General features: G+C 28.8%; 14 protein-coding genes. 8 read left to right on the top strand and 6 right to left on the bottom strand.

Annotation, left to right across the window (positions count from 1 at the left end):
* The first annotated feature begins 3 nt into the window (after window positions 1-3).
* From tkt to L8X27_RS02955, 6 genes are read left to right on the top strand one after another with little or no spacing between them, the layout of a single operon-like run.
* The gene (tkt, locus tag L8X27_RS02980) at window positions 4-1,908 is read left to right on the top strand and encodes a transketolase (protein ID WP_263671438.1); all 1,905 of its coding nucleotides are present in this window, start codon (window positions 4-6) and stop codon (window positions 1,906-1,908) included.
* A 1-nt stretch (window position 1,909) separates the two neighbouring features.
* Window positions 1,910-3,010, top strand: coding sequence for an MlaE family lipid ABC transporter permease subunit (locus tag L8X27_RS02975; RefSeq protein WP_375154869.1), 1,101 nt, complete (start codon window positions 1,910-1,912; stop codon window positions 3,008-3,010).
* The gene (locus tag L8X27_RS02970) at window positions 3,007-3,729 is read left to right on the top strand and encodes an ABC transporter ATP-binding protein (protein WP_220567028.1); all 723 of its coding nucleotides are present in this window, start codon (window positions 3,007-3,009) and stop codon (window positions 3,727-3,729) included. Before L8X27_RS02975 ends, L8X27_RS02970 begins: the two co-directional genes overlap by 4 nt.
* Window positions 3,729-4,556 carry an MlaD family protein gene (locus L8X27_RS02965; protein WP_133319166.1) on the top strand — a complete coding sequence of 276 codons (828 nt, stop codon included), beginning with the start codon at window positions 3,729-3,731 and terminating at the stop codon, window positions 4,554-4,556. The genes L8X27_RS02970 and L8X27_RS02965 overlap by 1 nt, the downstream gene beginning before the upstream one ends.
* Before the next feature lies 1 nt (window position 4,557).
* A complete protein-coding gene (locus tag L8X27_RS02960) occupies window positions 4,558-5,148 on the top strand; it encodes a hypothetical protein (protein ID WP_133319167.1) in 591 nt (196 codons plus the stop codon).
* Window positions 5,149-5,190: 42 nt separating this feature from the next.
* Window positions 5,191-5,712 (top strand): flagellar FLiS export co-chaperone, encoded by a 522-nt coding sequence (locus L8X27_RS02955; RefSeq protein WP_133319168.1) that lies wholly within the window; start codon window positions 5,191-5,193, stop codon window positions 5,710-5,712.
* Window positions 5,713-5,740: 28 nt separating this feature from the next.
* On the opposite strand, the gene L8X27_RS02950 is transcribed toward L8X27_RS02955, so the two are convergent.
* A complete protein-coding gene (locus tag L8X27_RS02950; protein WP_133319169.1) occupies window positions 5,741-6,280 on the bottom strand; it encodes a superoxide dismutase family protein in 540 nt (179 codons plus the stop codon).
* A gap of 109 nt (window positions 6,281-6,389) precedes the next feature.
* On the opposite strand from L8X27_RS02950, the gene L8X27_RS02945 reads away from it, so the two are divergent.
* Window positions 6,390-7,271, top strand: coding sequence for a helix-turn-helix domain-containing protein (locus L8X27_RS02945; protein ID WP_133319170.1), 882 nt, complete (start codon window positions 6,390-6,392; stop codon window positions 7,269-7,271).
* 66 nt (window positions 7,272-7,337) lie between these two features.
* Window positions 7,338-8,174, top strand: a complete 837-nt coding sequence (locus L8X27_RS02940) for an ATP-binding protein (protein WP_263659153.1) — start codon at window positions 7,338-7,340, stop codon at window positions 8,172-8,174.
* A gap of 20 nt (window positions 8,175-8,194) precedes the next feature.
* On the opposite strand, the gene L8X27_RS02935 is transcribed toward L8X27_RS02940, so the two are convergent.
* Genes L8X27_RS02935 through L8X27_RS02915 form a run of 5 tightly spaced genes read right to left on the bottom strand, consistent with a single transcriptional unit; the run spans window position 8,195 to window position 11,607 of the window.
* Entirely contained in the window at window positions 8,195-8,449 is a 255-nt protein-coding gene (locus L8X27_RS02935) for a zf-TFIIB domain-containing protein (protein WP_133319172.1), read from the bottom strand.
* Between the two features lie 49 nt (window positions 8,450-8,498).
* Window positions 8,499-9,188, bottom strand: a complete 690-nt coding sequence (gene ung / locus L8X27_RS02930) for a uracil-DNA glycosylase (RefSeq protein ID WP_220567033.1) — start codon at window positions 9,186-9,188, stop codon at window positions 8,499-8,501.
* Window positions 9,189-9,196: 8 nt separating this feature from the next.
* Window positions 9,197-10,504, bottom strand: coding sequence for a sensor histidine kinase (locus tag L8X27_RS02925; RefSeq protein ID WP_263664483.1), 1,308 nt, complete (start codon window positions 10,502-10,504; stop codon window positions 9,197-9,199).
* Entirely contained in the window at window positions 10,494-11,180 is a 687-nt protein-coding gene (locus L8X27_RS02920; protein ID WP_263661454.1) for a response regulator transcription factor, read from the bottom strand. The genes L8X27_RS02925 and L8X27_RS02920 overlap by 11 nt, the downstream gene beginning before the upstream one ends.
* A gap of 1 nt (window position 11,181) precedes the next feature.
* Complete coding sequence (locus L8X27_RS02915) at window positions 11,182-11,607, bottom strand: DUF1104 domain-containing protein (protein ID WP_258108242.1); 426 nt, start codon at window positions 11,605-11,607, stop codon at window positions 11,182-11,184.
* Between the last annotated feature and the right edge of the window lie 48 nt (window positions 11,608-11,655).

Genomic DNA, 11,655 nt, shown 5'->3' with positions numbered 1-11,655 from the left:
ACAATGTTACAAAAACAAGCCAACACTATAAGATTTTTATGTGCGGATATGGTGCAAAAAGCAAATTCAGGCCACCCAGGTGCTCCAATGGGTTTAGCAGATATTATAAGTGTTTTAAGTACTCATTTAGTGCATAATCCAAAAGATCCTACATGGTTAAACCGCGATAGATTAATCTTTTCAGGTGGTCATGCTAGTGCTTTGCTTTATAGCTTTTTACATTTGAGCGGTTATGATGTAAGTTTAGAAGATTTAAAAAATTTCCGTCAATTACACTCTAAAACCCCAGGTCATCCTGAAGTTTTCACTCCAGGTGTTGAAATCGCCACAGGGCCTTTAGGACAAGGCATTGCAAATGCGGTTGGTTTTGCTATGGCAGCCAAAAAAGCAAGTTTGCTTTTGGGCGAAGAGATTATCAATCATAAAGTATATTGTTTATGCGGTGATGGAGATTTACAAGAAGGAATTTCTTATGAGGCTTGTTCTTTAGCAGGTGTGCATAATCTTGATAATTTAATCATCATTTATGATAGCAATAATATTTCAATTGAAGGTGATGTGACTATTGCTTTTAATGAAAATGTAAAAGAGCGTTTTAGAGCGCAAAATTTTGAAGTACTTGAGATAGATGGGCATGATTTTGAGCAAATTGATTTAGCATTAAAAACTGCTAAAGAAAGCAAAAAGCCTTGTTTAATTATCGCTCATACTACCATAGCTAAAGGAGCTTTAGATCTTGAGGGAAGTCATCATTCTCACGGAGCACCTTTGGGTGAAGAGCTTATAAAAAAGGCAAAAGAGGCTTTAGGTTTTGATCCACAAAAAACTTTTGAAATCCCAGAAGAAGTTAAAATTCGCTTTAGTGGGGCAATAGAACTTGGGGATTTAGCACAAGCTAAATGGAATCAAAAAGTACAAAATTTAAATGCAGAGAAGCAAGCATTGCTAAAAGAGCTTTTAGAGCCTGATTTTTCAAAAATACAATTTCCTGATTTTAAAGGACAAGATTTAGCTACTAGAGATAGTAATGGTGTGATTTTAAATGCTATCGCTAAAGCCTTACCGGGATTTTTAGGTGGTAGTGCAGATTTAGGTCCATCAAATAAAACTGAACTCAAAGATATGGGCGATTTTCCAAATGGAAAAAATATCCACTATGGTATAAGAGAGCATGCAATGGCTGCTATATCAAATGCTTTTGCAAGATATGGTTTGTTTTTGCCTTATTGTGCTACTTTTTTTATATTTAGTGAGTATTTAAAACCTGCTGCAAGAATAGCAGCTTTGATGAGGGCTAAACACTTTTTCATCTTTACTCACGATAGTATAGGTGTAGGTGAAGATGGCCCAACACACCAACCTATAGAGCAGCTTAGCACTTTTAGAGCTATGCCAAATTCATTGACATTTAGAGTAGCTGATGGGGTTGAAAATGTAAAAGCATGGCAGATTGCACTTAAAACTAATATGCCAAGTGTTTTTGTTTTATCGCGTCAAAAGTTAAGTGCTTTAAGCGAGCCTGTTTTTGGAGATGTTGAAAATGGGGCTTATTTATTAGAAGAAAACGCAAATGCACAATTTACACTTTTAGCAAGTGGTAGTGAAGTGTCATTATGTGTAAAAACAGCTAAGATTTTAAAAGAAAAAGGTGTGATTGCTAATGTGGTTTCTATGCCTTGTTATGAGTTATTTATTGCTCAAGAAAAATCTTATAAAGAAAGAATTTTACAAGGTAAGGTTATAGGCGTGGAAGCTGCAAATTCAAACGAGCTTTATAGAATTTGTGATGAGCTTTATGGTATAGAAAGTTTTGGTGAGAGTGGTAAAGATAAAGATGTATTTGAGCATTTTGGATTTAGTGAGGAGAAATTAAGCTCATATATTTTAAGTCTATGTAATGAAAAATAAAATAATCAAAGATGTTAAAAATCAAGAATGCATTTTTAGCGTCTTTGGTATATGGGATAAAACAAGCGTAGGAAAATTGGAAAAATTAGATTTTCCTACTCAAAAAAATATTATTTTTGATTTTGCAAATTTAGATTTTATAGATACTGCCGGAATTAGGTATTTTCTAGCTTTAGAAAATGAATTTAAGCAAAAAGGTTTTGAGTTTAGTAGGATAAATCTTAAAAGTGAGCATGCTAAGCTTTTTGAACTTTGTCAAAAACACTACAAAAGCTTTTGTGATTCTTATGAAGATAAAAAAACAATCAAAGATTTTTTTGAAAATTTAGGAAAGAAAGTTGCAAATTCTTTTACAATTTTAGTGCAGTTTTTAAATTTCATAGGACTTATTATTTATACTTGTTTTAAAACACTTTTAAACCCTAAAAAACTTCGCTTTAAGGCATTTTTATATCATGTAGAAAATAGCGCTATTAATGCTTTACCTATTATTATGCTAACTTCATTGCTTGTGGGTGTGGTGCTTGCTTATCAAGCTGCGTATCAACTTGCACAATTTGGAGCTAATATTTATATTGTCGATTTAATGGGAATTTCTGCCACTAGAGAGCTTGCACCATTAATTAGTGCTATTGTTATTGCAGGCAGGAGTGCAAGTTCTTATACAGCTCAAATTGGAGTAATGAAACTTACTGATGAAATTGATGCGATGAAAACTATGGGTTTTAAAGAAAGTGAATTTATCATTTTACCTAGAGTTTTAGCTTTAGCGCTTGCTATGCCTTTGGTAGTAATAGTAGCTGATATTTTAAGTATTATAGGTGGAATTGTAGTTGCTTGGTTTAGTTTAGAAATTAGTGCGAGTGAGTTTATGAGTCGTTTTAAAGAAGCAGTGGAGCTAAAACATATTATCATAGGACTTATAAAAGCACCTATTTTTGGATTTTTGATTGCTTCTATTGCTTGTTTTAGAGGATTTTTTGTACAAAAAACTACCGAAAGTATAGGTGTTTATACGACAAAAAGTGTGGTAAATGCTATTTTTTGGGTAATAGCTTTTGATGCGATTTTCTCTGTATTTTTGACAAAGGCTGGATTTTGATTATAAAGGCTAAAAATATCAGCACTTATTTTGGAAGTAAATGTGTGCATGAAGATATTAGTTTTGAAGTGCAAGATAATGAAATTTTTGGCATTTTAGGTGGTAGTGGTAGTGGTAAATCTGTGCTTTTAAGACAAATGTTAATGCTTGAGCATTTTGATAAGGGAGAGTATGAAATTTTAGGTAAGAGATTAAAAAATATAAGCGATGAAGATGCTTTGTTTTTGCAAAAACAATGGGGTGTTGTTTTTCAATATGGAGCATTATTTAGCTTTTTTAATATACTTGAAAACATTAGCATACCTTTGGTTGAATACACAAAACTTAGCAAAAACGACATTAAAGAAATAGCTATGATGAAGCTTAAGATGGTAGGGCTTGATGAGAGCGTGGCTAAGCTTTATCCTAGTGAGTTAAGTGGGGGTATGAAAAAAAGAGTGGCCATAGCTAGAGCTTTGGCACTTGATTCTAAATTACTTTTTTTAGATGAGCCAACTTCAGGGCTTGATCCTTATAGCTCAAGAGAATTTGATGAGTTACTTTTGAGTTTAAAACAAAGCTTTAAATTATGTGTAGTCTTAATTACTCATGATAAAGAGAGTATGAAAAATGTTTTAAACCGCTTTTTGATTATAGAAGAAAAAAAAGTTGGTTTTTTGGGAAATGTCGAGGCTTTGCAAGAGCAAAATCCAAGACTTTATGAGAGGTTTATGCAATAATGGAAAACAAAGCAAATTATATTTTGATTGGAATTTTTGTTTGTGTGTTATTTTTTATCAGTTTGTTTTTTATAGTGTGGTATGGAAATTTAAAAGATGAAAAATCATTCAAATATTATGAAATTTATATGGAAGAATCAGTTGCAGGACTTAGTGTAAAAGCTCCAGTTAAATTTTTAGGAGTAGATGTTGGAAGTGTTGAAAATATCAGTATAGATAGCTCAAGTAAGCAACTAAGAGTAAAAATTTTAGTTAAGCTTGATTCTAGTTTGGTTGTTAAAACAGATACTTATGCAAGTTTGCAAATTCAAGGCATAACAGGATTTAAATTTATTCAGCTTGCAGGAGGTAGTGAGGAAGCTAGTGTTTTGAGAGCAGGCGATGATGTTTATCCTATTATAAAATCAAAAGAAAGTTTTTTTGCAAGCATAGATAAGCAAACTTCAAATTTATTAGAACTAATCACAAGTTCAAAAATAAAATTAGAAAAACTCTTAAGTGATAAAAATTTAAAAAACATAGAGCAAATTTTGCAAAATTCATCAGAATTTTCTGCACATTTAAATGCTAATGTACCAGCATTCTTAGCAAATTTAAATAAAACAAGCTCTAAACTTGGCAAAAGTGCAGATGAATTTTCAAATTTTTTAAACAATGCTAATGGCCAACTTAATGAGCTTAATAAAAGTAGAATGCTTTTAAATGAAAATTTGGATATTTTAAGAGTTTTGTTTTTAGATTTTACGCAATTATTAAATATTTTAAAGCAAAATCCTTCAGATATAATTTATAAAGATAAGGCTACTCAATATGCTCCAGGAGAATAAAATGAGATATTTATATATTAGTTTAATAGCTATTTTTTTTAGCGCTTGCTCTTTGATTAATCCAAGTCAAACTTTACCTGCAAATAAATATTTTAGTATTAATTTAGAAAAGCTAGAGCAAAGTCAAAATAAAAAAAATGCAACTATTATAGTTTCCTTACCTAAAGGCTTAGCTTATACTAATGAAATTTTTTATAAAAAAGATTATACTATCAATACCTATGCTTATCATTTTTGGAAAGAAAATCCTGCTTTAATGATAAAATCTTTTTTGGAATTTCATTTGCAAGATTTAGGGGTATTTAAAGCAGTTTTAAATCAAGATAGTCTAGCTAGTGCTGATTATGTTTTAGAAAGTAAAGTGGATATTTTAGAGCAAGATTTTAGTGATGAGTTGCATTCTAAAATAAAGTTTGGTATTAATTTAAATTTAGTGCAAATAAACACTAAAAAACTTATAGCGAGTAAGTACTTTTACTATGAAAAAGAATTAAATGATAATAATCCTCAAATTTTAATCCAAAACTATGATGAGGTTTTTTTGCTTTTTGCTAAAGATTTTAGAGTTTGGGTAGATCAAAATTTGGAATAAAAAATGCTTTTCTTGTTATAGCAATAACAAGGAAGGTGTATTATGAGAGATGAATTAGAAATCTTACAAAAACATTTAGGACAAGTAGGTTCAAGTATAGATGGTGCAAATTTAAAACATCAAACGCAAAAATTTAGTGAAGATATTACTGATGCTAATGACTTTATAGGTGCTTTGCAAATTTTAGATTCTTCATTGAAAAAAATTTCAAAACTTCTAGAAGATAAAAACTATGAAGATGTGCAAGATAAAGTTTTAATTGCTAGTGAAAGTTTGAAAATAGTAGATAATTGCTCATTTTTAGGTAATGCTTTATTTGATAATAATTATAATGTAAATGTTGGTTCAAAGGCATTTGCTTTTGAAATTTATAATCCTTTAAAAATTTTAGAAACTAGTGATTATGAAGGTATGAAAGCTTATATAGTCGATAAAAGAGAAGAAATAGCTTCTATGCTTAGTGAGCTTGCAGTGGCTATTGCTACTTATAGTCCTAGTCAAAGTTTTGGCGGATCAAGCCATGATTTTATGGGCGATTTTGATTTTACTAAGCTTTTTAAATAACACTAAAGGCTAAAAAGCCTTTAGATTTTTATTTTATAACACCACATGCCATTCTAGCACCGCCACCGCCAAGTGCTGCAGGATGATCGCTGTGATTGTCTCCTCCAAAATGTATCATTAGAGCATGATTTTTAAGCTCATCAAGAGTTTTGATTTTTGGTGCTAATACAGGGTTAGTTGCTTTACCATCTTTTTCTACATAAAGTGGTGGTAAATCCCCTTTGTGACCTTTATCATCCCATGGGCTTGAGTGAGCATCTGTTTTTTCAGGATCCCAGTGTCCACCTGCTTTCATACCTAAACCTTTATCAGTTGCTCCACAATCAGCATTTGCATGAACATGAAAGCCATGAATTCCACTTTCTAAACCTTTAAGATTTGGATAAAATGCTACCCCATAAGGAGTTTGTACTGCTACAACTTCGCCTGCATCTTTATTAGCTTTTTTATCAAGAATTTCCATTTTGATAACTAAATGATCTTTTTGTGCTTTTGGATTAAAATTTTCTAAATTTGCTCCAAATAAAAAGCTTGATGCTAGTAAAGAACCTAGAATGATTTTTTTCATTTTTTCTCCTTTTTTAATTGAAATTAATTATATTGTAACATAAATTCTTAATAAAAAATATTTTTTATTGTATTATATAAATAATCAAAAAACTTATAAAAAGGTATATATGTTAATTTTTCCAAAAGATCTTGAAAAAATCAGTCAAAATGTTTTGAAAAATACTTTTTTTTCTTTATGTTGGTATCAAAAAGATTTTTCAAATGATAAAAATCAAGAAGTTGTATTTAAAGATTATGCTTTAGTATTTATTTTAAAAGGTTCTAAAAGTATTTATACTATGGATAATCAGTTTAATGTAAAAAAAGATGAGCTTGTGTTTTTTACAAAAAATTCTTTTTCCATTAGAGATTATTTAAATGATGAAAATATATATGAATCTATTATTTTGTGTTTTAAGGAAAGTATTTTAATAGAACTTATTTTTAAATATCAAGAATTAATTTGTAAATTAGATTCTCCAAAATATGCTAAAAGTTTATTTAGTTTAAAAACTAATCTGATAACTAAAGGTATTTTCGAGTCTTTCTTACCTTGTATAAATGAATTTAATGAGAAAAATGAATATCTGCTTAGATTAAAATTTGAAGAATTATTTTTGTCTTTATTATATAGTGAAGATAATGCAGAGTTTTTAGCTTTTTTAAAAGCCATTTTAAGTGGTTTTAAATTAGAGCTTTATAAGATGTTTGCATATTGTCAAAATGACTTTGAAAGTGTAGCTTCTATGGCCAAATTTAGTAAAATGGATATAGCAAGTTTTAGTCGTAATTTTAAACAAAGTTTTGGTATTACTCCTAAAGAATGGCTTGATAACAAGCGTTTTGAAAGAGCTAAATTTTTACTTGAATTTTCTACGAAAAATATCACTCAAATTTGCTATGAACTTGGATTTAATTCTCCTGCTTGGTTTATAGCAAGATATAAAAAAAGATATGGCATTACCCCAAAACAAGAACAAAAGTCAAAAAACTTATATTTTTTATCTTAAAAATGATAGATTTTATTTTGGTTTTTTATTAGAATTTGTTAATAAAATTTAAGAAAGGTAACAATTATGAAAAAAAGTATTTTAACTTTGGCCTTATTTGCATTTTGTAGCGCAAATGCTTTAGAGGTTCAAGAATTTAAAGGTTTTGCACATCCTGAAAGTGTATATGTAGATAAAAATGCAGTTTATGTATCTAATGTAGGAAAAGAGCTAACTCCATTAAATAAAGACAATGATGGTTTTATTTCAAAATTAGATAAAGATGGAAAAATTTTGGAATTAGAATTTATAAAAGGTCTTAATGCTCCAAAAGGTATGTCTAAAATAGGTGATGTTTTATATGTGGTTGATATTGATATTTTATATGGCTTTGATATAAAAAATAAAAAAGAAATTTTCAAACTTCCTATAAAAAATGCGGTATTTTTAAATGATATTGCTGTGTTAAATAATGACACATTATTAGTTAGTGACACAGGTACAGGATACATCCACAAAGTATTTTTAAAGGATAAAAAATATGAAAACTTTATCCATTTAGATTCAAAATATGGTGGCCCAAATGGATTGTTAATAGATAAAAATACTTTATTTGTAGCAGGTTATGATCCAAGTGATAAAGCAGGTGGGAAAATCATTAGTATTGATTTAAATTCAAAGAAAATTCAAGAATTAAGCAAAAAAATAGAACAATTTGATGGCATTGTGTATGATAAAAATAAAAATCTTTTAGTGTCAAGTTGGGGTAAAAATCTTCAAGGATATATTTATACTCTAAAAGATAATAAAGAAATAAAACTTGATTTGGCTTCTATAAAAGGTCCTGCAGATATGTTTTTTGATGGTGAGTATTTATGGGTGCCAAAAATGGCAGAAAATGCTTTAATTAAAGTAAAAATATAAAAACTTTTAAGCCTTTGGGCTTAAAAGTCAAATAATTCCCCAAGCCAACTTTCTTTTTTCTTGTATTTATAGCCGTTATTATGATGGTAGTTTGCTTGTTGGTTATAATTTTGTTGTTGAGGTTGTTGCGTACTTTGAGAAGAATTTCTTTCTATGATTTTATCAAGCTCACCACGATCAAGCCAAACACCACGGCATTTTGGACAATAATCAATTTCAACTCCATTTCTTTCGCTCATCAATAAGTCAGTATTTACACAAACTGGACAAGTCATTGTATTCCTTTTTTTGAAAATTTTTGAAAGTATATAAGTTTTAAGTAAATTAAGGGTTTAAATTCCAATCAATAAGACTTTTACCAAGTTTTGATAAAATTTCATTACTTTTTGAAAAATGCTTGCAACCTAAAAAAGCATTTCTCGCTAAAGGCGAAGGATGTGCTGCTTCTAGGATAAAGTGTTTTTGAGGGTTGATTAAATTTTTTTTATTTTTAGCATAATTTCCCCAAAGTAAAAATATCAATCCTTCTTTTTCATTGCTAAGTTTTGATATGACCGCATCGGTAAATTTTTGCCAACCAAAATGTGCATGTGAAGCAGGTTTATTTGCTTCTACACTTAAAATAGAATTTAAAAGTAAAATTCCTTGTTTAGCCCATTTACTTAAATCACCATGTTTTGCTATAGGAATGTTTAAGTCATCTTGCAATTCTTTATAGATATTAAGCAAAGATGGGGGAATTTTAACACCCATTGGCACGCTAAAGCTCAAACCCATGGCTTGATGAGGGTTGTGGTAAGGATCTTGTCCTAAAAGTATGATTTTTAAATCTTGTAAAGGGGTTAGATTAAAAGCATTAAAGATTAAATTCGCGGGCGGATATATAGTTTTTCTTTCATTTAAAGCATTGATATAATGAGTTTTTATTTCTAAAAAATAAGGCTTTAAAAACTCTTCTTTTAAAAATTCCTTCCAAGCGTTATCTATTTTAATTTTTTCTAAGCAAATTTCCATTTTTATCCCTACCAAGAAAGTATAAATTCACTTCCTTTATCTTTTTTACTCAAAACTTTTATGTTGATATTGTTTTTATCGGCTATTTGTTTGACTAAATTTAAGCCTATGCCAAAACCACCTTGGTCTTGATTAAAGCGTTTGTAGCGTGTAAAAATTTGAGTAATTTCTTTAGCGCTCATACCTTGACCTTCATCTTTAATACTAAGTGTTTTTTCTTTTAAACAAATAAAGATTTTTTTATTAGTATTGGTGTATTTTATGGCATTGCTTAAAAGATTGTCAAGTAAAATTTGCATTTCTTCTTTATTTGCATAGAAATTTTGCTCTAAAAGCTCTTTTTCAATGATGAGATTTTTTTGAGAGATTAAAGTGTCAAAATATTCTAATCTTTGCTCTAAAAGTTCTTTTAAATTTATATCTTCTTTTGTATTTTCTTTTTGTAAGAAAAAATTTAAGGCTATGAGGTTTTGATAAATATGATTTAAATTTTTACTTGCTAGTTTGATATGATTTAGTTTTTTAGTGTTATTTGGATTTAAATTTGTATCATCAAATTTTTTAATACTAGCTAAAATCACGCTCAAAGGTGTGTTAATTTCATGCGTGGTATCTTTAATAAAATCATTGAGTGTTTTAAATTGTTCTTTGATATTTTTAAAAACAAGCAAGATGAGTATATAAGCAATTATAGCAAGTAGTAAAATACATATAAGTGTATAAAAAATAGTTTTTAATTTTAGTTTCCAAAGTTCATTAGCATAATCGTTAATATCTAAATTATTGTAATTATCTTTGCGGTATTGTTCTTTTTTAAAGCCAAGATCTTCCGTTTCTATAATGATATGGATATTTTTATGTCTCAAAAAATGAGAATGGTGTTTTGGCTTTCTTAAATTACTCGTATCTATATAAGTATTAAGATTTCTAATCCTTGAAAAATCTATGAATAATCTTTTGTTTTCGTTGTAAATAAAGTTGTTTTCTTTAAGCTGTGTTAATATTTTTAAAGCATCAAAAGTTAAATTACTAAAAATGATTTGATTGTTTGCAACAATAGCAAATTGAGTATTTATTTTTTTAGAAATATAAGAAAAATCATCTTTGTTTAATAAATTTTTATCGTGTCTTGCTTCGATGATATTTTGTAAAATATAATTATAGTGAGTGTATGAGTGTGTGATTTGATTTAATCGTATATAATTTGCTTCTTTTTGATAAAAAGTAATAAAAAAAATCGTTAAAAATACGCCACTTGTGATGATATAAAGGGCTAGGATTTTAAAAATGGTATTATTAAAGTTTTCACTTTTCATTTTCTAGCCTAATGGCATAGCCTATATTTCTTTGATTGATGATAAGGTCTTTACCAAGAATTTTTCTTAAATTTTTGATATACACTCTAAGGCTCATGATCACAGGCTCTTCATCTAAACTCCAAATTTCGTCAAAAATAGTTTCTATATTTACAAAATGAGGGCGTTTTTTTAAAAGTAAAGCTAGGAGTTCTTTTTCTTTATTAGTTAGGTTGATAATTTCTTCATTTTGATAAAGGGTTTTATTGATAGGATCAAAAGAAATATTTTTTGAAGAGCTAAGTAAGATTAAGTCTTCCTTTTGATGACTAAAATTTCTTTTAATGATATTTTTTACACGGATAATTAACTCATCAACATCAAAAGGCTTTTTAATATAATCATCACAACCTGATAAAAATCCTTGTTTTACATCATCAAGCATGGATAAAGAAGTTAAAAATATAGCAGGAGTGTTTTTAGCACTTTCTCTTAATTCCTTTAATACTTCAAAACCATTGCCTTTTGGAACTTTAACATCAAAAATCCAAAGATCAAAATTTTCTTCATAAGCTTTTTCTAGTGCCTCTTGTGCATCATATACACAAGAGACTTTAAAACCTTCATCGCTTAAGGCTTCATTGATGATTTCATTTAAGCTTAAATCATCTTCTAAGAGTAGAATTTTTGCTGCCATTTTATCTCATTGAGCAATTTCCATGATTTGCACCATGCCCTTGATGATTCATTTTATGGGCTTTGTGTTCATTTTTATTATAATGATGTAAATTTAAATCTCGTATTTCTTTGCCACTCATTTCATCGGTTAGTTTTTGCATATCTTCTTGAACGATAGCCTTTCTTTGACTTCTTTCTTGAGGAGAAAGTTTAGAGATGTTTTCGCGTAAGTTACTTTTAAATTGTTGATGAAAAACTTTTGCGTCTTTGTATTTCATCTCATTCATTCTCTTTTTCATTTCTATAATTAAGTCAGCTTGATCTTGTGCTTTTACGCTTTTTGCAAGATTTAAAATTTCATCATTGCTTTTTTTGGAAAAATCAGCACTAAATGCTAAAGAGGCTGCTAAAGAACCCATAATAAATAAACCTATAATTTTTTTCATTTTTTCTCCTTTAAATTAATGATGAGAAATTATAAAAACCCAAGATAA

Origin of the sequence: Campylobacter sp. CNRCH_2015_1657, from assembly GCF_025772685.1 — a bacterium.
In the GTDB taxonomy this organism is placed as follows: domain Bacteria; phylum Campylobacterota; class Campylobacteria; order Campylobacterales; family Campylobacteraceae; genus Campylobacter_D; species Campylobacter_D lari_D.
The sequence above is the reverse complement of the archived record's forward strand: the minus strand, read 5'-3'. Positions and strand labels throughout refer to the sequence as shown.

Coding starts and splice junctions, on each gene's coding strand:
- tkt (WP_263671438.1), top strand. CDS start 4: ATGTTACAAAAACAAGCCAACACTATAAGATTTTTATGTGCGGATATG.
- L8X27_RS02965 (WP_133319166.1), top strand. CDS start 3,729: ATGGAAAACAAAGCAAATTATATTTTGATTGGAATTTTTGTTTGTGTG.
- L8X27_RS02960 (WP_133319167.1), top strand. CDS start 4,558: ATGAGATATTTATATATTAGTTTAATAGCTATTTTTTTTAGCGCTTGC.
- L8X27_RS02955 (WP_133319168.1), top strand. CDS start 5,191: ATGAGAGATGAATTAGAAATCTTACAAAAACATTTAGGACAAGTAGGT.
- L8X27_RS02950 (WP_133319169.1), bottom strand. CDS start 6,280: ATGAAAAAAATCATTCTAGGTTCTTTACTAGCATCAAGCTTTTTATTT.
- L8X27_RS02945 (WP_133319170.1), top strand. CDS start 6,390: ATGTTAATTTTTCCAAAAGATCTTGAAAAAATCAGTCAAAATGTTTTG.
- L8X27_RS02940 (WP_263659153.1), top strand. CDS start 7,338: ATGAAAAAAAGTATTTTAACTTTGGCCTTATTTGCATTTTGTAGCGCA.
- L8X27_RS02935 (WP_133319172.1), bottom strand. CDS start 8,449: ATGACTTGTCCAGTTTGTGTAAATACTGACTTATTGATGAGCGAAAGA.
- ung (WP_220567033.1), bottom strand. CDS start 9,188: ATGGAAATTTGCTTAGAAAAAATTAAAATAGATAACGCTTGGAAGGAA.
- L8X27_RS02925 (WP_263664483.1), bottom strand. CDS start 10,504: ATGAAAAGTGAAAACTTTAATAATACCATTTTTAAAATCCTAGCCCTT.
- L8X27_RS02920 (WP_263661454.1), bottom strand. CDS start 11,180: ATGGCAGCAAAAATTCTACTCTTAGAAGATGATTTAAGCTTAAATGAA.
- L8X27_RS02915 (WP_258108242.1), bottom strand. CDS start 11,607: ATGAAAAAAATTATAGGTTTATTTATTATGGGTTCTTTAGCAGCCTCT.